The following is a 22488-nucleotide window of genomic DNA, read 5'->3' as shown; positions in this document are numbered from 1 at the left end:
TACACAAAATTAAGCTTTCGTCAATGGAAAATTGATAATGATTGCTCTTGTTAGAAAAGGTGATTGCTCTTTAAGCTACAATTAGTAAAAAGCGCAAGGGAACTATAAATCATTGTCTGTCAAATTGGCGATTTTCATAATTGATTTTAAGGTTCCTATTTTTAAGTTTTGATTACGATGAACAGGAATAGAAAGTATTTTGTTTTCATCAGTTTTTTCATAAATGTGATGACTTCCGGTAATTTTTTTGAGAGTCCAGCCTTTTTTCTCAACAATTTTACAAAGTTTTTTACCTGAAATAGACTTCATATTGCAATTTCAATCACTTGTGACTTTTCATCAACGATTTTGCTTTCATTAGCAACTTCTAACCATCCTTGTATAGCATCCTGAAGATTATTGATCACTTCTTCCATACTATCCCCTTCTGTAATACAACCAGGGAGAGCAGGAACTTCTGCCCAATATCCTCCCTCTTCTGCTGGATGAATAATAGCTTTAATTTGCATAGCTTGTATCCTTAATTTTCATTCCGAGAAACGAGGAATCTTATTAAACCTAGTTTAGATCAATTAAAAAAAGATAGCAATATAAACTAAAAAAAGGGTCAACCACCGTTAACTCCTACACACCAATTTAATTGTTAAAAAAATCATTAATTAAGCTTGTTTTTTACCTTTTGCAGCTACAAAACCTAAACCTAACCCTAATAAAGCAAAAATACTACCAGGTTCAGGAGTTGTTGTTGTTTCTGCTAATTCCCCGATAATATAGGGAGAAGAAGAAGCCAAGGGATCGATATCTACATCTATAACGTCAATTCTATTGATGTATGCAGCTCGGTTTCTTCCGAAATCGAAACGGGCTAGACTTAAGACAAAATCACTTAAGAAGGGGTTAACTGGTGTTTGAAACTGTAAAACTCCATTAGGAAAAAGAACAGTTAATTGAGTTCCATCGGTTGACAGGCCTTGAATAAAGGCACCACTATTGGTTTCGGTGAAATTGAATCCGCTACCTCCTACACCATCAGTTACGGTAATATCCCAATTGGTTAGGTTGGCTGAAGTCAGAGAACCAATGGTATCGTCTGTGGTAATGGTACCAGAAGCGACAAATCCATCACCAAAATCGAGAGAATTGATATTGAAAACCGCAGCTTGAGCAGCATAATTAGCAGATAAGGCAGAAATGGCGGAAAATAAACCGAGAAAAGCTAGTTTTTTAAGCATTTAATTTTAATATTAATAAAGTGCAATATTTCAGTTATATCTGACTTAAAAAGCCAAAAACCTTCTTAACTCGTCATTTTAAAAACTAAACCCGCATTTCTCACAAATTCTGCGATCGCTAAACTTCAAACCATTATGTAGTCCGAGTTTAACCTTGATTTGAGGGGCGAGTAAAAAATAACAGTGTGCCATTTTAAGCGATCGCTTGAAAAATAAGCCACATCTAACCTCTAGCTGATTACTGATCAGTTTGTGAGAAATGCGGGTAAAATATCTGCATTCTACCCCCCGCTATTTTTGTCAAGTATTCTCATTAATTTATTATTTTTTCTGAAACTTTTTAGAACAGTTGTCCCTTCACTACTTTTGTGTTTCTTGTTAAAATTAAGAAGCCTAAAATAGCTGAATCCTATTGATTTTAATCCATTCAATTATCATGAGTATTATGAATCAACAAGAATTACTAAATCGTATTACTTTTAACCCAAAAACTTTAAGGGGTAAACCCGTAATTCTGGGATTAAGAATTTCAGTAGAAATGATTTTAGAATTGTTAGGAAAAGGGGCAACCACTGAGGAAATTTTAGAAGATTATCCAGAATTAGAACCTCTTGATATTCAAGCAGCTTGTTTTTATGCTTATTCTCTTGTTTCTCAAGAGGAAATTATCGAAAGAGTTGCTAATTAATACCTGTTGAAGTTTATGGATTTTCTAATTGATGTTAATGCTAGTAGAAACCTTGGAAATGTCTTAATTTCTCAAGGTCATGATGTCGCTCTTGTTACTGATATTGATCCTGAAATTTCAGATGAAAATATTTTACAATGGGTAGTTAGAGAAAAACGAGTTATTATCACCACTGATAAAGATTTTGAACAGCTTATCTGGCAAAAAAATAAAAAACATTTTGGTGTTTTACGTTGAGAGAACCTACCCCGTCAGGAAAGACTTGTTTTACTCAACGAAGTTTTAAAATTGTATATTAAAGAACTGGAAAATGGGTCAATTATCATTGCGACAAAAACTAAATTTAGGATTCGTAGACGTTAATTTTTCAAAAACTCTTACATCTACTAAAAAATTTTAAACCCATAATTACCAGGCACTTGATTTAAAATTGATATCATTAATAATCGCAACAATATCAATCTCCATTGCTAACCCTTTCTTTTTTAATTATAATAGTATTTAGATTTATTTATTGAAGGTTCATGATGCTAATTACTATTAGTGAAGACACTTTAACTTTATCCCCTGGTAACACGGTTATTTTTCGGGGTCAAAAATGGGAAGATTATGAAAGATTACTGAATTTAAGACAAGAAACCTCTATTCCTAAACTTTCTTTTAATCTTAACAACCAAGAAATTCGTCTTATGTCTCCTTTACCTAGTCACGGAAAACGTATCGATCTACTCAGAAATTTAGTTAGAATTCTTTTAGAGAAAAAAGGCTTAGATTGGGAATGTTTTGACCCTATTACTTTGAAAATACCACCACTAGCAGGAGTTGAACCAGACACCTGTTTTTATATTAATAATAGACAAACTATTTTAGGTAAAAATAAAATTGATTTAACCCTTGATCCACCCCCAGATTTAGCTATTGAAGTTGATTTTACTTCCATCACAGATATTAGTGCTTATGAAATGATTAAAGTTCCTGAATTATGGATTTATCGTCAAGGAGTTTTAAACATTTATATATTAGAAGACAACAAGTATCAAGATAGTGCAAAGAGTCGATTATTTCCTGATTTTGATATTAAAACTATCTTACCTCAATATGTTGAGTTAGGATGGAATGAAGGATCAAGTGTTGCTTTACGTCAATTTAGGAATCTTTAAGTACAAAATAATACTAAAATTAAATTATTGAGAGGTATTAAACTATGCAATTACAAACTAATCCCAAACAGCGTTACTATACTCCAGAAGAATATCTGGAATTAGAAGAAAAATCTCAAGAAAAAAATGAATATCGCAATGGAGAAATTATTCAAATAGTAGGTGGAACAACTAATCACAATCAAATTGCTGGAAATGTTTACAAACTATTTCCTTTAAACATCGATGATCAAGATTATTATGTTTATATCGAAAGTGTTAAATTATGGCTATCTGAACATAATATTTATACTTATCCTGATGTAATGGTTATTAAAGATAAACCCATTCATCACGGTAAAAGTAAATCTAATGTAATTAATCCACAAATTATTATTGAAGTCCTTTCATCTTCTACCGAAGCTTATGATCGAGGAGATAAATTTGAATATTATCGTTCCCTTCCTACCTTTCAAGAATATATTTTAATAGAGCAAGATCGTTACTCAATTACTCAATATATTAAACAAGATCATAATAGTTGGTTAGTTAATTTTTATACAGGAGAAGATGCTATTTTAAAATTAGGTTCAGTTAATTGGGAAATTTCTTTAAAAGATATTTATCAACGCATTGATTTTGAAGCAGTAGAAGAAGATAGTTAAGGTAAATGTAAATAATTATTACTTAACCGTCACATTACCAATATAATAGAGTTACTCTTGATTTTTAATTCTTTCAATATAAGGTACTATATTGACGAGTCCCCACCTTAATACTATTTCCCATCAAAGAAATTTGCTGAGGTCTTTCATAAAGATACTCCATAAAGCTAGTAGCAACCAGATCAAAACCAGGAACACTTCTTAAGGTTTCTTCAGATTGTTTATCTAGAGGGTGACGAAAGGCTTCGCTTGAGAGTCCAGGATAACTAGGCATTTTTTCTCTTCATTAACTTCTGGATATATTGTACAATTTCAATAATAAAAAAATAAAATTCTCTAGTTATGAGGAGAGATAAAATTGCTCACCCTTGGTGTTAATATCGATCATGTTGCCACTGTCCGCCAGGCCAGACGAACCGTTGAACCCGATCCCGTTGCGGCTGCGGTTTTAGCGGAGTTAGGGGGGGCAAATGGTATTACGGCGCATTTGAGGGAAGATCGCCGTCATATACAAGATCGAGACATTCGCTTACTCAGAGAAACCGTTCGCACCCATCTTAATCTCGAAATGGCAGCCACTGAAGAAATGGTGTCCATTGCCCTAGATGTTAAACCAGACTATGTTACCCTTGTCCCAGAGAAACGGGAAGAAGTTACCACAGAAGGGGGCTTAGATATAGCTGGAAGCTTGGAAAAACTAAAAAATGTGGTGGATCGCCTCCAAAGCGCAAACATCCCTGTGAGCCTCTTTATTGATGCAGATGAATCACAAATTAAAGCCTCTGCTGATACCCAAGCGAAATTTATAGAACTCCACACTGGAAAATATGCCGATGCACCAAACCCAGAAATACGCCAAAAGGAATTAGAATCGTTAAAATTAGGTTGCGAACAAGCATTAAACTTAGGTTTACGGGTTAATGCCGGTCATGGGTTAACCTATATAAATGTCTATCCTGTGGGTTGTTTACCAGGAATGGAAGAGTTAAATATTGGTCATACCATTGTCAGTCGTGCGGTGTTAGTGGGGATGGAAAGGGCGGTTAAAGAAATGAAACTGGCCATGAGAGGGGAGTTTTGAATTATTAATTATTAATGAACCCTGAGCTATAATGTCCCCTTGGATTGAATAATAGTAATTGGGTAAATAGCAATTAATCATTCAGCAATGACCACCTATTATTACGTTTTAGCCAGCCAACGCTTCCTGTTAGAAGAAGAACCTTTAGATGAAGTGTTGAGAGAAAGAGTCAGACACTACCAAGAAAAAAAGAAAGAAATTGATTTTTGGTTAGTCAAACAACCAGCTTTTATTGAAGCGCCAGAATTTGCTGAAATTAAAGCAAAATGTCCTCAACCTTGTGTTGCCGTTATTGCTAAAAATTCTGAATTTATTACATGGTTAAAGTTACGTTTGGAATATGTAATCAAGGGGGAATTTGAAGCCCCCTCCTCTAGTATTCCTGATGCCATTGCTTCTTTAGAAACGGAAACGGTTTCGTAGCGGTCTTTTGCCAAGTCTATCAATATTTCGGTTGAGTAAGTTTAGAAATGCCATACTCCTACTCAACTCCATTTATCTAGCTTATCATCATGATTATGAAGTAACCCAGTAAATAAATCATTTAGTTTTTCTGTGCTGTATTCAGGTTGTAATAAAAGTTGTCGTGCATTGACAAAATACTGTTGAATATTTTGTATGGGGGTTAATTTGGATTTTAGAGACCATAAATTAGCTTCTGGTTGTTTCATATTAGTAACATTAATCCAGGTTTTCACAGTCATAGGTAGTTCTGTTCCCAGACGGAAGTTTAAATTTCCCTGAGATAAAGATTCAATGTAACTAGGTGTTAAAAATACTTTATACCGAGACTTTTCCTCAGTTAATTGTTGAATAAAAGCTAAACTAACCCCCCGTACTAAGCGACGAACTGGTTCAGCTTTTTCTCCCATAATTTCCCTAACTAGGGTACTCTGTCCCATCATACTGTTCATACTATTCATATCAGTAACACTCATGTGAGTTCCTCCCATGGCCATGATTAGATATTTTTCCGTAGACAGTTCTTGAAACGGTTTTAATTGATGGGAAATAGTGGGGGTAATCCCGTCATCCGAGGCAGATAAAATTAAAGTTGGTACTTTAATTTGAGATAAATTATTACCAAATAGTTCACCAATAATGGGATTAAAAATGATAATTTGTCGAATACGATTATCCTGAAAATTTCTTTGAGGATAAGGCAATTCTCCTGCTGCACATTGTAGCCAATCTGCCGGCGATCGCTTTAAGGGAGACTCCTTTTGACAAAAACTTCTCAAGGTTTTTAAATCTAAGGATGCGCCCCCTAATGCTAGGGCTGTATAACCCCCAAAAGAATGACCAATTATACTGACTTCTTGAGTATTAAATTTTCCTTTAAATTTTCGAGTGTTTTCATTTAAAAGAGTTAATTTATTTAAAACAAGACTAATATCTTGAGGTCGATCAATAAATTCCTCTGATGGCAAAATTTGACTTGAGTTTATTCCTGTTGCTGTTTTAAGTAGGGCATGAATGTCACTTCCAGGATGTTCTACAGAAACCACAGTAATTCCGTAAGAAGTCAAATGTTTAGCTAAATAGCGCAAAAAACGACGATCTGATGCAAATCCATGAGACATAACCACCAACGGACCATGGGTTTTTTTAGCGGTGTAAATATCCAAGGCAATATAACGGTTTCGGCTCCGATCATAGAGAACATTTCTTTCTATAGATATACTTTTTTGTCCTGATACTGTAGGGTCAAATTTAGGTTGAATCTCGATGTTTGATGAGTTTTTTAACCCTTTTTTAAATTGAGCATTAATTAAGCGACTATGTAAAAAGGACTCATTCATTTTTAAGCCTAAGATTGCAGCTTTTGATAAATCAATTGTCAAAGTTTCTTGAGGATAAACCCGTAAAAAATTAATAAAGTTAAAATTATTGGTTTGTTTTAAAAGTAATTTTAGTCCTTCTTTTAGTTCCGAAGAGCTACTATCAGGTAAGGCTTGACTTATTTGTTTTAATAATCTTTGTCCATCATCACTTTTGAAAATGTCATTTAAAAATTGTTCTGCTATTACAGGATCAATATTAATATTTTGGGATAAAACTTCTTGTATTTCACTTGTTAGTAGGAATTGATAAGGTTGTAAACTAGAAGATATTTCCCCTGTTTCTAGGAATTCATCTAAATCTTCAACTGCAATCTTATGATTTAATAATCCAGCTTTTAAAATAATATTTTCTGCGGAATTACAGGGAGATACACCCAAAACTAAAGATAATAAAATAGGGGTAAATCCCTCTACTACATTGAAAATAAAAGGCGAAAGAAACTTTAAAAAATTCATAGGTGCAAATAATATAAATCAAGAAAATTTGACTATCTTTTAGTTTCCCACTTCGGCAGTACCGTCTAGGACGATTTGCTCATTTTTTCCTGTCTTGTTGCCAACTGACTGAGTGAGATTCCTTTCCATAGTATGCCCAATTATAAAGCCTAACCTAGCAATCTTAGGTGACGAAAAAGACTAATCAACTTTAGATACTGATTGACATATTTTAACCGACACACCCAATGCTGAAAACTGCCACTGAGCATTGTGACAGTTTATAAAGTGTCATAGTGTAGATTGCCGTCTACTATTTAACTTGATAGATTATTGTTGTGTGTGAGGAGTAAGAGTGATATGAAAACGCCTTTGGAGTCGAAACACGGCAAGACGCCCGGAGGCTTTTCATTTTTATATTTAAGTTAGTTGAATATCTGTTGGGCATAGGCATAGCCTCTACCGAGTGCTGAACCATGAGGCAACTAGGGCCGAAGAGGCTTCAGAAACGCTTATCGAGCGCGAAGCGGATAAGCGTAGTTCATACTAAGGACAGGTTTGATATTATTTTAGCTAATCCGCCCTTTGGGGGCAGTGAACGCAAGGAAATTAAGGAAACGTTCCCTATTAAGACGGGAGACCTGTTCAGATTGCGGTGAGGTCAACAAAGACCTAAAACTGTCTGATAGGACGTTTATTTGTCCGTCTTGTGGTTTTTTCTTAGACCGTGAGTGCGATTCGTTCAGTCTAAACCTGGAAACAGGGGGACGACTGGCATCTGTTAAGTAACCGATAAGGTAGAGTTCGCACTTTAATCCTTGACAGATGACAACTTCATAATCATGGTGGTGAGCAGGAGTAACCTAGAAACTGCAAGTCCTCCCAGTCCAGTACAGACTATGTCCAACTTAGTCTAAGTCTGTCATAGTTTATCTAAGTTTTTCAGAACGGAAATAGTAGGCACAGACTAAAAAAAATGTTAAGCTATAGATGTAACAGGATAAATCGTTCATCTGCTGCTATCAGCAGACGGAAGTAGGGAAAAATATCCCGAAGGAACGCGCCTCATTCAATCCACCACGATTTAGAAGGAGGCGTTATGCTCTTTAATAACAACATCGGTACTCACTTAAACGAGTTAGATACTTCAAAGTCTAAATCTCGTTTCTTAATAGCCCAAAATCGTAGCAAACAACAACATCGTCAACTGTCCATGTTGCACCGTATTGCTGCTGAGATGGGTGTAAACGTCCAATCATTAAAAGCATAGATAGAGGTGAGTTATGACTAATAATCCAAAACACTTAAATGATGTCGCTCGTCTCCATCGTGCTAACATTTTGAAAAGCTTGGAACATCGCTTAGAAGTTGCCAGATCGAAAGGACAAAATAGTTTAGTTCAGCAACTAGAAGCTGAAAGAAGCTACTACAGTCGTTAATTTTAATCAAAATTGCTCAATAGTTCTCATTTCAACCAGAGGTTAGGAATGGGAACTATTTGTTCTTGAGCTAAGTTCAAAGCAATCAATTTATAGAGAGTTCAAAGGGTGAATGAGTCGAGAAAATGACTAATTAGGGTTTGCTGAATAAAAGCAAAACCCTATTCTTTAAAAGGTTACACCCATATTCGCGATCGCAAAAAAGATCAGCTTTGTCGGCTACAAACCGCTATAATTGGTAGAAACACCTCCCAGTTGTTGGTCAAGAACAAATGTATCGAAAAGAGGAGCAACCTTTACCGCCCCCAGAAAAATTTGAATTACCTTTCGAGGGCAAATTGTCCCCCAATAATCGTTGGGTAATCATGGCAGAGTTGATACCTTGGGATGATTTTGAGGAAGAATATGCTAAACTTTTTTCAGCAGAAAAAGGTGCGCCAGCCAAACTATTTAGAATGGCATTAGGGACATTAATTATTAAGGAAAAATTAGGAACAAGTGATAAAGAAACTATAGAACAGATTAGAGAAAATCCCTATCTACAATACTTTATAGGTTTAAATTGTTATCAACAAGAGCCACCACTGGAATCTTCAATGCTAGTTCATTTTAGGAAAAGAATTGATGGAGAATTGATAAACAAAATCAATAAAAAATAGTAAAAAGAGAAATAGACAAGAGTGATAAAGAAGTAAAAAAAAAGGATTGTCTCCAAGAAAAAGGAGAAAAAATAAAAAATAAAGGTAAAGTAACTGCTCACCGCAACAAAAAAGTCTTATTGAAAAGCACTACAAACAACATCAGTTGAGTCAACAAAAATATAAGCCCTGTGATTTAGCGTAAAATTTAAGCTAATTTATTACGGCTATTTTAATGACTAACATTCCCAGAATCAAGTCTTTTAAAAACCTCAAATAAAAACAACAATATGAGAAAAAGAATAGTAAGATAGTTTTTTGTTAGCGGAGATTATCCGCTAACCTTGTTTATTTTTGTGCAGAGAGATAGGGGGATCAAGAAAAATCTATCCCCCATCGGCTCCGGAGCCTTTTACATCTCTAATCCTGGGGGACTCCGACCAGCTAATGACAATAATTCGCATAATTGGACAATGGCCTTTTGCCCCTGTAATCTCATGGTCTCTAAAAAACTGAACATTTGGGTGACTAACTCTGCACCCCAGTTGCTTCTTGCTCCCCCACTTACTTTGCGGTGAATGACAATGGGACGTAAAGCTCTCTCAGCATCATTATTATCTGGTTTGACTTCAGGATAAGTTAGAAAGGTGAACCACTCTTCCCAATGACGTTTGAGACGGTTAATCAATCTTTGTGCATCATAAGGCCATCCTTTTTTGGGAGTTGCTTTAAAAATCTTTTGCAGTGAGTTCTCGACTTCTGTTCTTTTGGAGCCTAAGTCTTCAAGGGTTAAATTTCGAGCATGATAATGACGATAATGGATACGGGCGGTTGCTAAAACTTGCTGTACATCGGCAGCAAATTCTCGATTCGCTTGAAAACGACTGGTTTTAAGGGACTCTAACTCTCGTTCTAAATGTGCCAGACATTTCTGTTTGGCCATCGCACTTTGTCTAAAATAGGCACTATAGCAGTCACTGGTGAGGATGCCCTTAAAATCTGCTCCTAACAATTTCTCGACTTCTGCGGAGCTTCTAGTGGGAGCCAACATCAACACACAGACCTCATTTGATGTGGCTACCCAAACCCAATACTTGATGCCATCGATGCAATAACTGGTTTCGTCAACACATCGGATTCCTGGCTGCTGGATGTACTTTAACCACTGTTGGGTCAAGGGTTCTAAACTTTCTTGAAACCATTTGTGCATTTTGGCAAGGCTCCCTTGAGAAATGGGAATGCCAAAGACATACTCTATAAAATGTTCCTGTTTACGCCATGTAAGATTACCCCCATAGCCAAGCCAGCCCACGATGCTACTTAATCGCGCCCCATAACTGAATCCTTCTTTAACTCCCAATGGAACAGGACTGTAATCTGACCATCCACAACTAGGACATTTATAGAATCCGCGACGATATTCCCTGATTTCTATGGGTTGGTCTACTACTTCAGCCACTTGCTGGACTTTTTCGGGAACTACTTCATCTCGTTCCACTGAACCCCCACAAACAGGACAGTTTTCTAGTTCTAAAGGGACTATCTTATCGGGCTGACCAAAACCATTACGGGTCTTCCCTGGGTGGTCATATTTTGGTCCGCGTTTAAATCCTTTTTTGCGTTTCTTTTTGTCAGAAGGCTTTTTTAGTGGGTCTGATGATGGGGGGACTGAACTGTTTTTTGAGTTACGGTTTTTTAGCTTATCTCTCTCTTCTTTCAATTTTTCAATTTCTTGCTGTTGTGTAGAGATTTGTTGTTGTTGCTGGTCAATCAGTCTTTGTTGAAGAGATAACTGTTGTTGTGCCTTGACTAGTGCAGCTTAGCAAAAATAATCCACCAGTCACTTATGATCTTTAAAGCCCTTAAATTTCCAAACGAACGGCTTAGCAAAATGTTGATTAAAGTAATCAATAAAATTGAGAATTTTTGGGGATAGTTCTTCAGTTGAACGGACAGTAATTCTTTTGAGTAAACGCCTGACTAAGATCGAAAACCAACACTCAATTTGATTAAGCCACGATGTATGTTTGGGAATATAAACAAAGCGAATTCGATGAGATTCATCTGATAAAAAATCTGCTCTGCTGTCCATAGATTGCAAAATCCCCTCCTTTCCTTTTCTCCCCAAATCAATAGTAATTCCACAGCTTTCTGCTACTAATTTGACTAAGCTTTCCGATTTATGAGTGTTGAGTTTATCTACAATAAAAATCCATTCTGCTTTTTCATCAATCTTAATCGTTCTCTGGATATGTTCAGAAAAATCTTGTTCTGTTCTTGTCGGTCCAATAGAGGGACTAACAACTTTTCCTCTTGCCACATCCCAGTTCGCAATTAAGCTTAAAGTTCCGTGTCTTTCATATTCAAATTCGATTTTTTCTACTTGTTTAGGCTTGATTCTTTTGTTCGGAAATAATCTCTCAAGAGCTTGAATCCCTGTCATTTCATCTGTACTAATTAAATGAATTCCTTGTTCTAACAAAGTTTTAGCTTCTTGATGAAGTTCACAGATATATTTGACTTGCTTTTTAAATTTTAAGGGATCATCAATTTTGGCATTTAACCAGTAACGAACGAGATGTGGTTGTAATGTCGCTTCTTTTTAAAAAACGCCCCACACTACGGGGGGAAATCTTTTCGACAATTCCTCTTTTTATGGCTTCATCCGCCAACTCTGAAGGTGTCCAATGGCTCACTGGTCTGTCTGATTTTTCACATTCTTCACAAGCGATCGCTACAATCTGGACTACTTGTTCGACCGTAAAGGATTTTGTTGTTCCAGGTCTTGGGCGATCGCTTAAAATTCCTTTGATCAAGACCATTAATGCTTTCTCCGTTACCTGTTGTTCTTCGGCGGCACTCAGTTTTTCTCTCTCCTCAAACCATCGCGATCGCCACTGACGCACTTGTACTCGGTCTAATTCTAATCTTCGACTAATCGAACTATTGCTCTCTCCTGATGCTGCGGCTAAGATTAGCTTGGCTCGTCTAACAAGGCGATAGGGGTTTGTTGTCCCTCTCACTATTTGTTGGAGTACTGTTTTCTGTAGGTTGGAGAGGTTAATTGGCAATGCTTTTATCATGGACATCAACTTCGAGATTCTTCCGTTAGTTTCATTGAAACACATAGAAAATCACTTCCCCCGTACAAAACGGAGAGAAGATGGCAGTCTTAAACAGGGATATAAACCCAAAATCATCCGCTACGCCGATGATTTCGTAATTCTTCATACAGATTACGATGTTATTCTACAATGTAAAAATCTAGTTGCACAATGGTTAGAAAAAGTCGGATTGGAACTAAAACCAGAGAAGACTTCCATAAGACACACTCTAAAAAGTATTGTCCATAATGGTAAAACCATTGAACCAGGCTTCGATTTCCTTGGATTCAATATTAGGTCATACCCCAAGGGTAAACACCACTCTAGTAAAACAGGTGGAAAAAATGCACAACTAACTGGATTCAAAACACTAATCAAGCCAAGCAAGAAAAAAATACTAGCTCACCATGAGGCAATCAAAGAGGCCATCAAGGCCAACAAGAAAGCCCCACAAAAAGCATTAATCACAAGATTAAATCCCATAATCCGAGGATGGTGTAATTACTACCGAAATGTTTGCAGTAAGAAAACATTCAAATCCGAAGACAACATATTATGGAATATGCTTAGAGCTTGGACAGTAAGCAGGAAAAAGAAAGAGACACCATTGATTAAAGCTCTTAAAAAATATTTCTCATAAGCAAAAGACGAGGTACATATTCTGGGACACCAACAAGAGTCGCAAAACTCTTAAAGAAACAAAAAGGTATATGTCCTCAATGTAAGCAATACTTTACACCTGAAGACTTGATAGAAGTTGACCACATTATCCCCAAATCGAAAGGTGGAAAGGATACCTACAACAATCTTCAAGCTCTACATCGTCACTGTCATGATGTCAAAAGCAAAAATGACGTAACTGCTCACCGCAACAAAAAAGTCTTATTGAAAAGCACTACAAACAACATCAGTTGAGTCAACAAAAATATAAGCCCTGTGATTTAGCGTAAAATTTAAGCTAATTTATTACGGCTATTTTAATGACTAACATTCCCAGAATCAAGTCTTTTAAAAACCTCAAATAAAAACAACAATATGAGAAAAAGAATAGTAAGATAGTTTTTTGTTAGCGGAGATTATCCGCTAACCTTGTTTATTTTTGTGCAGAGAGATAGGGCGATCAAGAAAAATCTATCCCCCATCGGCTCCGGAGCCTTTTACATCTCTAATCCTGGGGGACTCCGACCAGCTAATGAAAATAATTCGCATAATTGGACAATGGCATTTTGCCCCTGTAATCTCATGGTCTCTAAAAAACTGAACATTTGGGTGACTAACTCTGCACCCCAGTCGCTTCTTGCTCCCCCACTTACTTTGCGGTGAATGACAATGGGACGTAAAGCTCTCTCAGCATCATTATTATCTGGTTTGACTTCAGGATAAGTTAGAAAGGTGAACCACTCTTCCCAATGACGTTTGAGACGGTTAATCAATCTTTGTGCATCATAAGGCCATCCTTTTTTGGGAGTTGCTTTAAAAATCTTTTGCAGTGAGTTCTCGACTTCTGTTCTTTTGGAGCCTAAGTCTTCAAGGGTTAAATTTCGAGCATGATAATGACGATAATGGATACGGGCGGTTGCTAAAACTTGCTGTACATCGGCAGCAAATTCTCGATTCGCTTGAAAACGACTGGTTTTAAGGGACTCTAACTCTCGTTCTAAATGTGCCAGACATTTCTGTTTGGCCATCGCACTTTGTCTAAAGTAGGCACTATAGCAGTCACTGGTGAGGATGCCCTTAAAATCTGCTCCTAACAATTTCTCGACTTCTGCGGAGCTTCTAGTGGGAGCCAACATCAACACACAGACCTCATTTGATGTGGCTACCCAAACCCAATACTTGATGCCATCGATGCAATAACTGGTTTCGTCAACACATCGGATTCCTGGCTGCTGGATGTACTTTAACCACTGTTGGGTCAAGGGTTCTAAACTTTCTTGAAACCATTTGTGCATTTTGGCAAGGCTCCCTTGAGAAATGGGAATGCCAAAGACATACTCTATAAAATGTTCCTGTTTACGCCATGTAAGATTACCCCCATAGCCAAGCCAGCCCACGATGCTACTTAATCGCGCCCCATAACTGAATCCTTCTTTAACTCCCAATGGAACAGGACTGTAATCTGACCATCCACAACTAGGACATTTATAGAATCCGCGACGATATTCCCTGATTTCTATGGGTTGGTCTACTACTTCAGCCACTTGCTGGACTTTTTCAGGAACTACTTCATCTCGTTCCACTGAACCCCCACAAACAGGACAGTTTTCTAGTTCTAAAGGGACTATCTTATCGGGCTGACCAAAACCATTACGGGTCTTCCCTGGGTGGTCATATTTTGGTCCGCGTTTAAATCCTTTTTTGCGTTTCTTTTTGTCAGAAGGCTTTTTTAGTGGGTCTGATGATGGGGGGACTGAACTGTTTTTTGAGTTACGGTTTTTTAGCTTATCTCTCTCTTCTTTCAATTTTTCAATTTCTTGCTGTTGTGTAGAGATTTGTTGTTGTTGCTGGTCAATCAGTCTTTGTTGAAGAGATAACTGTTGTTGTGCCTTGACTAGCCACTCAATCATGAAGACATTGTTCGCCAACTGTTCATCGGCGATAGCTCTAACTAGCTTTGAATCAATGGTAGCATTTGTGGTCATAACCCCCACTATACATAAAAATCCCCGATTTTACCTTTATGTTGTCAAGACAGATTCTTTATTGCGGTGAGCAATTACGTATAACTTTCTAAATTTAGGTCACTTCTTTTTTCTTTATCTTCATCTTTTACTTCTTCCACCTCTATATTTTGCACTAATTCTTTTGCTTTTTTTATGGTCATTGGAACTCTCGTTATCCATTTTAAATGTTGGATTAGTTGGAGATTTTCTTGACCATATAAAGCACTATCACAAACCATGATACTATCAAACTTTATTTGCTTTTTGAATTCTACTAAAACTTTTCCAAATACAGCTTTATCAGATTCATTTCCATCTCCTACTCTCACAAATAATGGAATATCTCCATCTTGGCTTGTTATTAAATCCAAGACACATTGTTTTAAGTCTGGTCTATGATCCCGAGAATATCCTTTCTTAATAAAAATTGGTCTTTCTTTAATAATTTTTTCTTCTTCCTGTTTCTCTTTATCTTCTTCCCTTTTATATTCTCCATCTAAATGAAATGATGTGGAATCTAAATGGGAGTATTTAAGGTCTATTTTAAATTTTTTAATTACTTCTAAAACTACTTCAATAAAAATATCATTTAGTCCATATTTATATAATTCATCCATTACTCTCCCAATTTTATCATCATTAAGGTAATCAGGTTTAATTCTTTCTCCTAACAATTTCTCAATGGCTTTATCTTGAAAAAACTGACTGAATAAATATAGAGGTCTTGAAACAAATCCTAGTCCATTGATTAAAATAGACTTAACTACTGTACCTGCTGAGATTTTTTCTCTAACATCTATTCCTAATTTATTATTAATTATTTTGACTATTCCTATTTCATCAATTAAGCCAGCTACTATCCCTAAATGGTCTAAATTTTTAACTTGTATTTCTTCTAAATAAGACATTTTTCGCTCTTTTTTTACAGAGGAAACAACTTAAACAATTATCCCACTTTTTTGTCTTCAAGAGCTTAAGCAATTATACTTAATTGTTAACCCCAGGCTTGTAGTATTTAATGCTACTTTTTGAAGTGCGGAATCTGGGATACAAGAACGGGAGATTGAAATTTGTTTAGATGATTTTGGAACAGCTTATTCTTCCTTGAGTTACTTACACAGGTTTCCTGTTAATACCTTAAAAATAGATCGCTCCTTTGTTATGCGGATGGAACCCAATAACGAAAACGCAGAAATTGTACGAGCGATTGTTCATTTAGCTCATATTTTGGGGTTAGATATAATTGCAGAAGGCGTTGAAACAGAATTACAATTAGAACAATTAGAACAATTAGGGTGTGAACAAGGGCAAGGTTACTTTTTTGCCAAACCTCTACCCTCTTTAGAAGTAGAAAAATTGCTACAAAACCCCCCAACTTGGAAATATTCAGATTCTCCCTGAAAATATATAAACGTGATTATTATGACAGTATTAATCCCTATTAACAAAATATATCTTAATCTCGGTAGCAAGATTAGTATTCCTAATTTAAGTTGGCTGGAATTTGAAAATATTTTAGAGGAATTAGGTGAGAAAAGAAACCTCAGATTAGCTTATAGTCAACAGTGTTTAGAAATCATGTCCCCTTTACCAGAACACGAACGAGTTAAAATATTAATTTCTGACCTGGTTAAAATTATTCTTAAAGTTCAAAGAAAACCTTGGGAAGCTTTAGGTTCAACTACCTTTAAAAATAAGACTATGGAAGCAGGAATTGAACCTGATGAATGCTTTTATATTAAAAATCATCAAGCAGTTATTGGTAAAAATAGATTAGATTTAAGCCAAGATCCGCCCCCTGACTTGGCCATAGAATCAGACTTGACCTCTTTAACAGAAATTACCGCCTATCAAAAGTTAAAAGTTCCTGAATTATGGGTGTATCATCAAGGTAAATTAACCATCTATATTTTGCAAGAAAAAGAGTATAAAAAATCCTCTATTAGCCTCAATTTTCCTGATGTCAAGATTATAGAAGCTATACCAAAACTAATAGAACGAGCTAACCTATTGGGAAGTAGTCAAGCTTTATGGGAATTTGAAGAAAATGTAAAGGCGACGCAACAAAGTCCTTAATAGAGTAGTCAGACAACAAGAAAGTCAAAAAATCCTGACTTGATTGACTCCTTCTGTCGAACAAAAATAGCCAGATTGAACAATTAAGCGATCGCCCTAAAAAAGATTGAGTACACTAAAACAATAGAATACACTCAAAGCGATCAACGAGATAGCTAAACTATGTTTTCCATGCCTATTGTCTCAAAGAAAAACATTCTAGGAACCCTCGGCTGCACCTTAGCTATAATCACGGGTACATTAACCCTAGAAACCACTCCCAGAAACGTACAAGCGCAAACCCTAGCCCCCAATAGTCCCCTCACCGTTCGCTCCGATATTCAAGAAGCCAACTCAGAAACAGGAGTAGTTACCGCCAGAGGTAACGTACAATTTTTCTACCCTGCCCGTCAAATACAAGGAACTTCTGTACAAGCACAGTATTTTAGCCGAGAACGGCGTTTAGTCCTCACCGGAGACGTTTATGTACTGCAAGAAGGCAACAGTATGCGGGCCGAAAGCATGACCTATCTCATCGATGAAGGACGGTTCATTGCCACCCCAGAAACAACCCAACAAGTAGAATCAATTTACCTCGTCACAGAAAACCAAAACAACCCCTCTCAACCTGCTCCCGTGTCACCGGCTCCCCCCTTAGACACCACCTTGCCCACTCCCGACTTTTAAATCCCGATCTATGACACTGATTTTAGAAAATATCCATAAAACCTACGGAAAAAGAGACATTGTTAACCGTGTCAACATTAAAGTTGCCCCTGGGGAAATAGTTGGACTCCTCGGTCCTAATGGAGCAGGGAAAACAACCACCTTTTATATAGCCACTGGTCTCATTAAACCCAATAAAGGCAAAGTTTGGTTAAATCAACAAGAAGTGACTCGTTTACCCTTGAATAAACGGGCCCGTCTCGGTATTGGTTACATGACTCAACAACCCAGTATTTTTCGTCATCTGAGTGTAGCCGACAATATTCAAGTAGCCCTCGAACAAACTAACGTTCCCTTTCGACAACGGCCCCAACGCCTTCATGGTTTGCTCAAAGAATTTCGTCTGGAAAAAATTGCCCATACTAAAGGCTCCCAAGTTTCCGGAGGGGAAAGAAGAAGAACCGAGTTAGCTCGTTCCCTAGCGGTGGGGAAACACGGACCAGACTTTCTACTCTTAGATGAACCCTTTGCCGGGGTAGATCCCATCGCTGTCTCAGAAATTCAAACCATGATCGCCCAATTACGCGATCGCCAAATGGGTATTTTGATCACCGATCACAATGTTCAAGCAACCTTAGCCATTACCAATCGGGCTTATATTATGAGGGACGGTCAAATCTTAGCCGCCGGCAGTGCCGAAGAAATATATAACAATCCTTTGGTGCGACAGTATTATTTAGGAAATTAGAGACCACAGATCAACTCTAAAAGCACACACATTCATTATGGATATTGGTCAAGCAAACCCCGTTAAAGTCAAACTAAAACCCCCCATACCTGGTTTATCGATCATGGATCGTTACCTGTTTATTGAACTGCTGTTACCTTTTCTGTTTGGTATGGGCATTTTCACCTCTTTAGGTTTATCCATTGGGTCATTATTCGATCTCGTGCGTCGTGTCACCGAGTCAGGGTTAATGTTATCAGTGGCCTTAAAAGTTTTACTGCTGAAACTACCAGGTTTTGTTAGTTTGGCTTTCCCCATGGCTATGTTATTAGCAGCTTTGATGGCTTATACTCGTTTATCCAGTGACAGCGAAATTATCGCCCTACGCAGTTTGGGGGTTAGTATTTATCGTTTAATCATTCCTGTTATTCTTTTTGGCTTCATGGTTACAGGATGCGCCTTCATTGTTAACGATTGGATCGCACCGGCAGCCACCCATGAAGCGGCTGTTACTTTAGAAAGGGCAGTCAATCAAGAAAGACCAGACTTTAAAGAACGCAATATTGTTTATCCCGAATATAAAACCATTCAAGAAGAAAACGGCCAAGAAGCCACGGTTTTGAGCCGTTTATTCTACGCAGAAGAATACAACGGCGAGCAAATGCAAGGGTTGACCATTTTGGATCGTACCCAAGAAGGGGTTAACCAAATTGTTACCTCTGAGTCCGCTACCTGGAACATCTCTAGCAATACTTGGGACTTTTTTAATGGCACCATTTACCTGATTGCCCCAGATGGTTCCTATCGCAATATTGTCCGCTTTCAACATCAACAACTGGCCTTACCCCGGGCCCCCTTAGATTTAGCTAACCGTCGTCAAAATTTCACAGAAATGACCATCGCCGAAACCAAAGAATATCTCAAAGCCATGCAATTAAGTGGCAATGAGAAGCGCATCAGAAAGGTTCAGGTTCGTCTTCAAGAAAAATACGCCCTACCTTTCGTTTGTTTAATCTTTGGTTTAGTAGGGGCAGCCATTGGGGTTAGACCCCAGAACACCAATAAGTCCACCAGTTTTGGGGTCTGTGTGGGTTTAATTTTCGGTTACTATCTCCTAGCCTTTATGAGTACCTCCCTCGGTATTTGGGGCATTTTAACCCCGTTTCTGGGAGCTTGGTTACCCAATATTCTCGGATTGGCCGCCGGTAGCTTATTATTAGTTCAATCAGCAAGTTTACGATAGTCTCCAAATCAATCAATTGTTAATTGTTAATTGCTCTATGTCTGAACCCCCTTCTTTAACCATCGGTTGGCTTTACCCTAACTTAATGAGTACCTACGGCGATCGCGGTAACGTTATCTGCATACAACGCCGTTGTCAATGGCGGGATATTCCTGTAACTATTCTTCCTTTGGATCAGCAAACAGAACCAGATTTATTTAAGAGTGTCGATGTCATTGTTGGTGGTGGGGCCCAAGATCGTCAACAAGAAATCGTTATGCGAGACTTACAAGGGGCAAAGGCTGATATCCTACGCAATAAGTTAGACGGAGGAACCCCCGGAGTGTTTACCTGTGGATCACCTCAACTTTTAGGCCATTATTACGAACCGGCCTTAGGCCAGCGCATCGAGGGGTTAGGATTATTAGATTTAGTTACCAAACATCCAGGGCCGAATGTTTCTCGTTGTATTGGTAATGTGGTGTTTGAAATTACTGCTTCTCCCCTAGCAGAAGATTTACAACAAATGTTAGGTCAAGCACCGATTATTATAGGCTTTGAAAATCATGGGGGACGAACTTATTTAGGAGATGTACAACCCTTGGGCAAGGTTAAGTCAGGATACGGCAATAATGGGGAAGACGGTTACGAAGGGGCTTTTTATCGTCATGCGATCGCTACCTATTCCCACGGACCCTTATTACCCAAAAATCCTTTTGTTGCTGACTGGTTAATTAAAACCGCATTACAAGAAAAATATCAAAGGGAAATCCAGTTAACGCCCCTCGATGATAGTTTAGCCCAACAAGCAAGGGCAGCTATGTTAAAACGTCTAGAAACTGTGGCCTAACTGGACAGTTAATATCAATTTTAAAATAGTTACAATGAGCAAATCTACTTCATTTAAACCTTCTTTTATTACCATAGCTTTGATTAGTTCTATTGTCATTACCTTAACCACCTATATTTTGAGAGGGTTAGGAATCTTAGGATTTATACCAGGAATTGTTATTTTGCTGTTGATCGCTCTCTCGGTTTTCATGGGCATTTTCTACAGTATTTCAGAAAGAAGACGTTTCTAGAAACAATTATGAGAAATTTTTGAGAAAAAGCTTTTGACTCAAGGTTGAAATTTGGGTGAACTACCCCAACTAATTGCAAGCAATATAGTTCGGGCTTCCAATCTCATTAGGAGTTGCGTCTAAGAGACAAGAAATCTTACCCCCTAGCCGTCTTACACTCCCTCCATTGGCAGTATCGCTAGTTCCTAACGACAATATCCGTAAGGCTTCATTTCTAATGTTTATTGAGGCGTTGATGTCGCGGTCATGGTTTGTATGACAATGTTCACAAGTCCAGTTTCTAATATCAAGAGGTAAGCTTTCCACTTGATTTAGACAGACATGACAAGTCTTAGAACTAGGAAAAAACCTATCAACTTCAACATAAGTTTTCCCTTCCCTTTCTGCCTTGTATTTAAGCATTGTACAAAACATTCCCCAACCACAATCACTGATAGCTTTAGCTAATTTGTGATTTTTTACCATGCCTTTGACATTGAGATTTTCTACAGCAATAACTTGGTTTTCGTTGACTATCTTACGGGATAGTTTGTGCAGAAAATCTTCCCGACATCTAGAGATTTTGGAATGGACTTTAGCTACTAACCGTCTAGCTTTTTTCCTAGTATTACTCCCCTTTTGTTTACGAGATAATTTTTGTTGTTTACGCTTCAAGTTCTGTTGATGTTTAGCTAAATGTCTAGGATTATCAAATTTAGAACCATCACTGGTAACAGCAAAATCGGTTAATCCTAAATCTATTCCTATAGCTTTCCCCTCTGTTGAAGCTTCTGGTTTATCTAAACCATCATCAACTAATACAGAGGCATAATATTTACCATCACTATTTTTTGAGATCGTAACTGTCTTAATCGTTCCCTCAAAATCTCGGTGACGACGACAATAAATTTTACCGATCTTTCGATTTAGCTTGATGTAATCCCCTTCAAAGGTAACATTAGCAGGATAACTCATCGATTGCCGACCATGCTTTGATTTGAATCGAGGGAATGAAGCTCTTTTATCAAAGAAATTTTGGTAAGCCCGTGAGAGATTTAACGCTACACTTTGTAAGCATTGAGAATAAGCATCACTTAGGGTTTGCTGAAAAAGTTTCTCCAAAATTTATGCCACTTTTGACCAAGAATTTTCTGACAAATCAATAAGTTTTAGTACATAAAAATTGTTTAAAGTATAATCAAAATTAATGAAAGGCGGCTTGATGAGTTCCCCTGTTCTATTATTAGTAAATAAGGACAAAAAAAGCGACAAAAACTGCCTCAGAAGTTTAGAAAGATTGACAACTAAAAATGTAATAGCAATAGATGTAATGGAGGTTTCAGGGAGTTTTGTCATCACGAGATTTAGGCTAAATCTTCGTTTAGCTTGTCCAAACTTTCCCTCAATAGCATTACGGAAGCATTCATCGGAGTGGGCTTGTTTCTTTTCTTCTTCACTGACATTTTTCGGAGGTCTTCCTAACTTCGGACCACTGATTCTTATCCCTCTTTCCTTACACCAATTTCTGTTTTCCCTAGTTCGATAAATTTTATCTACATGGACGGATTCGGGATAATAGCCAAACGTTTCTTTATACTTTTCTACTTGTTCTTTAAAATGACAAGATTCATTGAAGTTTTCCCAACTTATTTTGTATAGAAACACATAGTTATCTACACAGCTTACTGAGAGTTTAGCTCCAAACTCTATTGGTTTTCCTGCTTTTCTCCTCACTATTGGACGAATATGCGGTTGAGTTAAACTTACAATTCTTTGAGGAATTGGACTTTAGATAAAAAACAATTGTTAGCGTAAATTTTACGCTA

21 protein-coding genes, 8 pseudogenes and 1 riboswitch are annotated in these 22488 nt (G+C 37.3%); of the genes and pseudogenes, 17 read left to right on the top strand and 12 right to left on the bottom strand.

Going from position 1 to position 22488, the window contains the following annotated elements; translation table 11 throughout:
- Positions 1 to 102 precede the first annotated feature (102 nt).
- From CWATDRAFT_RS15365 to CWATDRAFT_RS15355, 3 genes are all read right to left on the bottom strand, one after another.
- A complete protein-coding gene (locus tag CWATDRAFT_RS15365; protein WP_007305867.1) occupies positions 103 to 309 on the bottom strand; it encodes a type II toxin-antitoxin system HicA family toxin in 207 nt (68 codons plus the stop codon).
- Positions 306 to 509, bottom strand: a complete 204-nt coding sequence (locus CWATDRAFT_RS15360) for a type II toxin-antitoxin system HicB family antitoxin (RefSeq protein WP_007305866.1) — start codon at positions 507 to 509, stop codon at positions 306 to 308. Before CWATDRAFT_RS15360 ends, CWATDRAFT_RS15365 begins: the two co-directional genes overlap by 4 nt.
- 150 nt (positions 510 to 659) lie before the next feature.
- Positions 660 to 1232, bottom strand: coding sequence for a PEP-CTERM sorting domain-containing protein (locus CWATDRAFT_RS15355; RefSeq protein WP_007305865.1), 573 nt, complete (start codon positions 1230 to 1232; stop codon positions 660 to 662).
- Between the two features lie 445 nt (positions 1233 to 1677).
- Between CWATDRAFT_RS15355 and CWATDRAFT_RS15350 the strand changes: the two genes are divergently transcribed.
- The 4 genes from CWATDRAFT_RS15350 to CWATDRAFT_RS15335 all read left to right on the top strand — a co-directional run bounded on the left by CWATDRAFT_RS15350 (position 1678) and on the right by CWATDRAFT_RS15335 (position 3724).
- Positions 1678 to 1920, top strand: a complete 243-nt coding sequence (locus CWATDRAFT_RS15350; protein ID WP_007311079.1) for a DUF433 domain-containing protein — start codon at positions 1678 to 1680, stop codon at positions 1918 to 1920.
- A 15-nt stretch (positions 1921 to 1935) separates the two neighbouring features.
- On the top strand, positions 1936 to 2157 hold the full coding sequence (locus tag CWATDRAFT_RS15345) for a DUF5615 family PIN-like protein (RefSeq protein WP_042711605.1): 222 nt from the start codon (positions 1936 to 1938) through the stop codon (positions 2155 to 2157).
- A 287-nt stretch (positions 2158 to 2444) separates the two neighbouring features.
- Positions 2445 to 3080 carry a Uma2 family endonuclease gene (locus CWATDRAFT_RS15340; RefSeq protein ID WP_198138988.1) on the top strand — a complete coding sequence of 212 codons (636 nt, stop codon included), beginning with the start codon at positions 2445 to 2447 and terminating at the stop codon, positions 3078 to 3080.
- A gap of 44 nt (positions 3081 to 3124) precedes the next feature.
- The gene (locus tag CWATDRAFT_RS15335; protein ID WP_007305879.1) at positions 3125 to 3724 is read left to right on the top strand and encodes a Uma2 family endonuclease; all 600 of its coding nucleotides are present in this window, start codon (positions 3125 to 3127) and stop codon (positions 3722 to 3724) included.
- 76 nt (positions 3725 to 3800) lie between these two features.
- On the opposite strand, the pseudogene CWATDRAFT_RS15330 reads toward CWATDRAFT_RS15335, so the two are convergent.
- Positions 3801 to 3998 (bottom strand): annotated as a pseudogene (locus CWATDRAFT_RS15330) (peptidase M48); the annotation flags it as partial.
- Between the two features lie 84 nt (positions 3999 to 4082).
- Between CWATDRAFT_RS15330 and CWATDRAFT_RS15325 the strand changes: the two are divergent.
- Both CWATDRAFT_RS15325 and CWATDRAFT_RS15320 read left to right on the top strand, forming a co-directional pair.
- On the top strand, positions 4083 to 4805 hold the full coding sequence (locus tag CWATDRAFT_RS15325) for a pyridoxine 5'-phosphate synthase (protein WP_007305880.1): 723 nt from the start codon (positions 4083 to 4085) through the stop codon (positions 4803 to 4805).
- Positions 4806 to 4892: 87 nt separating this feature from the next.
- Positions 4893 to 5228 (top strand): MgPME-cyclase complex family protein, encoded by a 336-nt coding sequence (locus CWATDRAFT_RS15320; RefSeq protein WP_007305881.1) that lies wholly within the window; start codon positions 4893 to 4895, stop codon positions 5226 to 5228.
- A 62-nt stretch (positions 5229 to 5290) separates the two neighbouring features.
- On the opposite strand, the gene CWATDRAFT_RS15315 is transcribed toward CWATDRAFT_RS15320, so the two are convergent.
- On the bottom strand, positions 5291 to 7105 hold the full coding sequence (locus CWATDRAFT_RS15315) for an alpha/beta hydrolase (protein ID WP_007305863.1): 1815 nt from the start codon (positions 7103 to 7105) through the stop codon (positions 5291 to 5293).
- Positions 7106 to 8088: 983 nt separating this feature from the next.
- A riboswitch (Glutamine riboswitch) is annotated at positions 8089 to 8149 on the top strand.
- A gap of 34 nt (positions 8150 to 8183) precedes the next feature.
- Here CWATDRAFT_RS15315 and CWATDRAFT_RS38590 point away from each other — a divergent pair.
- The 3 genes and pseudogenes from CWATDRAFT_RS38590 to CWATDRAFT_RS15305 form a co-directional block, all read left to right on the top strand.
- The gene (locus CWATDRAFT_RS38590) at positions 8184 to 8354 is read left to right on the top strand and encodes a hypothetical protein (protein WP_021830754.1); all 171 of its coding nucleotides are present in this window, start codon (positions 8184 to 8186) and stop codon (positions 8352 to 8354) included.
- A gap of 13 nt (positions 8355 to 8367) precedes the next feature.
- Positions 8368 to 8523: an arginine synthesis PII-interacting regulator PirA gene (gene pirA, locus CWATDRAFT_RS38585; RefSeq protein ID WP_007311301.1), complete on the top strand. Its 156-nt coding sequence runs from the start codon at positions 8368 to 8370 to the stop codon at positions 8521 to 8523.
- A 272-nt stretch (positions 8524 to 8795) separates the two neighbouring features.
- Positions 8796 to 9274, top strand: a pseudogene (locus tag CWATDRAFT_RS15305) (transposase); the annotation flags it as partial.
- A 299-nt stretch (positions 9275 to 9573) separates the two neighbouring features.
- Here CWATDRAFT_RS15305 and CWATDRAFT_RS15300 read toward each other — a convergent pair.
- From CWATDRAFT_RS15300 to CWATDRAFT_RS15290, 3 genes and pseudogenes are all read right to left on the bottom strand, one after another.
- A pseudogene (locus CWATDRAFT_RS15300) lies at positions 9574 to 10974 on the bottom strand (IS66-like element ISCwa4 family transposase); the annotation flags it as partial.
- A gap of 27 nt (positions 10975 to 11001) precedes the next feature.
- Positions 11002 to 11643, bottom strand: coding sequence for a transposase (locus CWATDRAFT_RS15295; RefSeq protein WP_007305861.1), 642 nt, complete (start codon positions 11641 to 11643; stop codon positions 11002 to 11004).
- A gap of 64 nt (positions 11644 to 11707) precedes the next feature.
- A complete protein-coding gene (locus CWATDRAFT_RS15290; RefSeq protein ID WP_007303150.1) occupies positions 11708 to 12289 on the bottom strand; it encodes a helix-turn-helix domain-containing protein in 582 nt (193 codons plus the stop codon).
- Here CWATDRAFT_RS15290 and CWATDRAFT_RS15285 point away from each other — a divergent pair.
- Positions 12288 to 13180 (top strand): annotated as a pseudogene (locus CWATDRAFT_RS15285) (group II intron reverse transcriptase); the annotation flags it as partial. The gene CWATDRAFT_RS15290 and the pseudogene CWATDRAFT_RS15285 overlap by 2 nt on opposite strands.
- A 242-nt stretch (positions 13181 to 13422) precedes the next feature.
- On the opposite strand, the gene CWATDRAFT_RS15280 reads toward CWATDRAFT_RS15285, so the two are convergent.
- The gene (locus tag CWATDRAFT_RS15280; RefSeq protein WP_007305860.1) at positions 13423 to 14919 is read right to left on the bottom strand and encodes an IS66-like element ISCwa4 family transposase; all 1497 of its coding nucleotides are present in this window, start codon (positions 14917 to 14919) and stop codon (positions 13423 to 13425) included.
- Positions 14920 to 14987: 68 nt separating this feature from the next.
- Positions 14988 to 15839 (bottom strand): annotated as a pseudogene (locus CWATDRAFT_RS15275) (IS1634-like element ISCwa1 family transposase); the annotation flags it as partial.
- Between the two features lie 139 nt (positions 15840 to 15978).
- Here CWATDRAFT_RS15275 and CWATDRAFT_RS15270 point away from each other — a divergent pair.
- The 7 genes and pseudogenes from CWATDRAFT_RS15270 to CWATDRAFT_RS15240 form a co-directional block, all read left to right on the top strand.
- A pseudogene (locus CWATDRAFT_RS15270) lies at positions 15979 to 16332 on the top strand (EAL domain-containing protein); the annotation flags it as partial.
- A 21-nt stretch (positions 16333 to 16353) separates the two neighbouring features.
- Positions 16354 to 17007, top strand: coding sequence for a Uma2 family endonuclease (locus CWATDRAFT_RS15265; RefSeq protein ID WP_007305885.1), 654 nt, complete (start codon positions 16354 to 16356; stop codon positions 17005 to 17007).
- Between the two features lie 162 nt (positions 17008 to 17169).
- Complete coding sequence (locus CWATDRAFT_RS15260) at positions 17170 to 17673, top strand: LptA/OstA family protein (RefSeq protein WP_007305886.1); 504 nt, start codon at positions 17170 to 17172, stop codon at positions 17671 to 17673.
- 10 nt (positions 17674 to 17683) lie between these two features.
- The gene (lptB, locus tag CWATDRAFT_RS15255; protein ID WP_007305887.1) at positions 17684 to 18400 is read left to right on the top strand and encodes an LPS export ABC transporter ATP-binding protein; all 717 of its coding nucleotides are present in this window, start codon (positions 17684 to 17686) and stop codon (positions 18398 to 18400) included.
- Between the two features lie 37 nt (positions 18401 to 18437).
- Positions 18438 to 19622: an LptF/LptG family permease gene (locus tag CWATDRAFT_RS15250; protein ID WP_007305888.1), complete on the top strand. Its 1185-nt coding sequence runs from the start codon at positions 18438 to 18440 to the stop codon at positions 19620 to 19622.
- Between the two features lie 37 nt (positions 19623 to 19659).
- A complete protein-coding gene (locus CWATDRAFT_RS15245) occupies positions 19660 to 20451 on the top strand; it encodes a type 1 glutamine amidotransferase (RefSeq protein WP_007305889.1) in 792 nt (263 codons plus the stop codon).
- A 34-nt stretch (positions 20452 to 20485) separates the two neighbouring features.
- Positions 20486 to 20683, top strand: a complete 198-nt coding sequence (locus tag CWATDRAFT_RS15240; RefSeq protein WP_007311068.1) for a hypothetical protein — start codon at positions 20486 to 20488, stop codon at positions 20681 to 20683.
- A 69-nt stretch (positions 20684 to 20752) separates the two neighbouring features.
- On the opposite strand, the pseudogene CWATDRAFT_RS15235 reads toward CWATDRAFT_RS15240, so the two are convergent.
- Both CWATDRAFT_RS15235 and CWATDRAFT_RS15230 read right to left on the bottom strand, forming a co-directional pair.
- A pseudogene (locus CWATDRAFT_RS15235) lies at positions 20753 to 21760 on the bottom strand (RNA-guided endonuclease InsQ/TnpB family protein); the annotation flags it as partial.
- 27 nt (positions 21761 to 21787) lie between these two features.
- A pseudogene (locus tag CWATDRAFT_RS15230) lies at positions 21788 to 22444 on the bottom strand (IS5-like element ISCwa2 family transposase); the annotation flags it as partial.
- Positions 22445 to 22488 lie beyond the last annotated feature (44 nt).

The organism is Crocosphaera watsonii WH 8501 (assembly GCF_000167195.1).
Taxonomy (GTDB): domain Bacteria; phylum Cyanobacteriota; class Cyanobacteriia; order Cyanobacteriales; family Microcystaceae; genus Crocosphaera; species Crocosphaera watsonii.
This window is presented reverse-complemented; position numbering and strand designations above follow the sequence as displayed.

Coding starts and splice junctions, on each gene's coding strand:
- CWATDRAFT_RS15365 (WP_007305867.1), bottom strand. CDS start 309: ATGAAGTCTATTTCAGGTAAAAAACTTTGTAAAATTGTTGAGAAAAAA.
- CWATDRAFT_RS15360 (WP_007305866.1), bottom strand. CDS start 509: ATGCAAATTAAAGCTATTATTCATCCAGCAGAAGAGGGAGGATATTGG.
- CWATDRAFT_RS15355 (WP_007305865.1), bottom strand. CDS start 1,232: ATGCTTAAAAAACTAGCTTTTCTCGGTTTATTTTCCGCCATTTCTGCC.
- CWATDRAFT_RS15350 (WP_007311079.1), top strand. CDS start 1,678: ATGAATCAACAAGAATTACTAAATCGTATTACTTTTAACCCAAAAACT.
- CWATDRAFT_RS15345 (WP_042711605.1), top strand. CDS start 1,936: ATGGATTTTCTAATTGATGTTAATGCTAGTAGAAACCTTGGAAATGTC.
- CWATDRAFT_RS15340 (WP_198138988.1), top strand. CDS start 2,445: ATGATGCTAATTACTATTAGTGAAGACACTTTAACTTTATCCCCTGGT.
- CWATDRAFT_RS15335 (WP_007305879.1), top strand. CDS start 3,125: ATGCAATTACAAACTAATCCCAAACAGCGTTACTATACTCCAGAAGAA.
- CWATDRAFT_RS15320 (WP_007305881.1), top strand. CDS start 4,893: ATGACCACCTATTATTACGTTTTAGCCAGCCAACGCTTCCTGTTAGAA.
- CWATDRAFT_RS15315 (WP_007305863.1), bottom strand. CDS start 7,105: ATGAATTTTTTAAAGTTTCTTTCGCCTTTTATTTTCAATGTAGTAGAG.
- CWATDRAFT_RS38590 (WP_021830754.1), top strand. CDS start 8,184: ATGCTCTTTAATAACAACATCGGTACTCACTTAAACGAGTTAGATACT.
- pirA (WP_007311301.1), top strand. CDS start 8,368: ATGACTAATAATCCAAAACACTTAAATGATGTCGCTCGTCTCCATCGT.
- CWATDRAFT_RS15290 (WP_007303150.1), bottom strand. CDS start 12,289: ATGTGTTTCAATGAAACTAACGGAAGAATCTCGAAGTTGATGTCCATG.
- CWATDRAFT_RS15265 (WP_007305885.1), top strand. CDS start 16,354: ATGACAGTATTAATCCCTATTAACAAAATATATCTTAATCTCGGTAGC.
- CWATDRAFT_RS15260 (WP_007305886.1), top strand. CDS start 17,170: ATGTTTTCCATGCCTATTGTCTCAAAGAAAAACATTCTAGGAACCCTC.
- lptB (WP_007305887.1), top strand. CDS start 17,684: ATGACACTGATTTTAGAAAATATCCATAAAACCTACGGAAAAAGAGAC.
- CWATDRAFT_RS15250 (WP_007305888.1), top strand. CDS start 18,438: ATGGATATTGGTCAAGCAAACCCCGTTAAAGTCAAACTAAAACCCCCC.
- CWATDRAFT_RS15245 (WP_007305889.1), top strand. CDS start 19,660: ATGTCTGAACCCCCTTCTTTAACCATCGGTTGGCTTTACCCTAACTTA.
- CWATDRAFT_RS15240 (WP_007311068.1), top strand. CDS start 20,486: ATGAGCAAATCTACTTCATTTAAACCTTCTTTTATTACCATAGCTTTG.